This is a genomic window from Wolbachia endosymbiont of Drosophila bocki (assembly GCF_028982005.1).
Taxonomy (GTDB): Bacteria; Pseudomonadota; Alphaproteobacteria; order Rickettsiales; family Anaplasmataceae; genus Wolbachia; species Wolbachia pipientis.
This window is the reverse complement of the sequence record NZ_JAPQLG010000132.1, coordinates 1-1,355: the sequence shown is the minus strand read 5'-3', so window position 1 is coordinate 1,355 and position 1,355 is coordinate 1. Positions and strand designations below refer to the sequence as shown.

At 37.0% G+C, this 1,355-nt stretch carries 1 protein-coding gene; it reads left to right on the top strand.

Annotation, left to right across the window (positions count from 1 at the left end; all coding sequences use genetic code 11):
- Positions 1-193 precede the first annotated feature (193 nt).
- Positions 194-1,303 (top strand): recombinase family protein, encoded by a 1,110-nt coding sequence (locus OZD61_RS02905; protein WP_274979781.1) that lies wholly within the window; start codon positions 194-196, stop codon positions 1,301-1,303.
- Positions 1,304-1,355: the final 52 nt, after the last annotated feature.

Genomic DNA, 1,355 nt, shown 5'->3' with positions numbered 1-1,355 from the left:
GCTTGCAAATGATTGTCCTTTCCTTCATTTCTCTCCTATTACGAAGATTTTAAACAGGTTCTAAGAAAATTTTACAGGAGAAAGACTATGCAAAAATTTACTGTTCACCGTCGTTATGAACCTAGCCGATTATCAGATACATACTTGGCAGATGCCTATGAACAATTATATAAGGTGAAGGAGGTAGAAGAAAATGAAAATAGCGAGCTTTTATGCAAGAGTCTCATCGAGACAACAAGTACGGGAGAATACAATAGAGAGTCAGATTGTAGAGCTCGAATGTCGCATTAGTAGCGATGGACACGAATTATTAGATGAGCATCGATTCATCGATAATGGTTACAGTGGATCGAATTTAGAACGCCCTGGTTTGGAAAGGCTGCGTGATAAAGTAGCAGAAGGTAAAATTGATAAAATTTACATTCATTCACCAGATCGGCTCTCACGAAAATCCTCGTATCAGATGATCCTACTTGAGGAGTTTAGGAAAGCAGGACCTGAAATAGTATTCTTGAATCATAAGTTTGATGATAATCCAGATTCTAATTTATTTTTACAACTTCAGGGAGCAATAGCAGAATACGAACGTGCAAAAATTATGGAGCGAAATCGTAGAGGAAGGCTTCATGCAGCAAGAAAAGGGTTTGTAAGTGTTATGGCCAGAGCTCCATATGGATATCGCTATATGGGTAAAAATGCTGGGAATGAGCAAGCGAGATTTGAAATAAATGAAGAAGAAGCAAGCGTAGTACACAAGATATTCACTTGGGTCGGTACAGAAAGAGCAAGTATCAGAGAAGTTGTACGTCGATTAGATAGAGCACCTATCATAACACAAACAGGAAAAAGGTATTGGAACAGCAGTACTGTTAGTCAGATATTAAAAAATCCTGCTTATATTGGAAAAGCAGCTTTTGGTAAAAGGAAAGTTGGTCCAAAACTAAAGTCTGCACGCTCAAAATCTAGAAGGAGTTATTCTGTTTACTCTAATAGCAAAGAAAATTGGATTCATGTTTCAGTACCAAGCATAATAAATGAAGATCTGTTTAATGCAGTTCAGAAGCAGTTAGATGAAAACAGAGCAAGAGTAAGACAAAGGAGTAAAACGTTTTTACTACAGGGTTTATTGGTGTGTCAGCGTTGTCAATATGCTTACTGTGGTATGCATGGCAACAGTAATAAAAATGGGAAAAAACGTGTATATTTTTACTATCGTTGTACTAGTACAGATGCCCACAGATTTAATAACACCAAGCTATGCGATAATAAATTAATCCGCACAGATGTGTTAGAACCTGTTTAAAATCTTCGTAATAGGAGAGAAATGAAGGAAAGGACAATCATTTGCAAGCTGG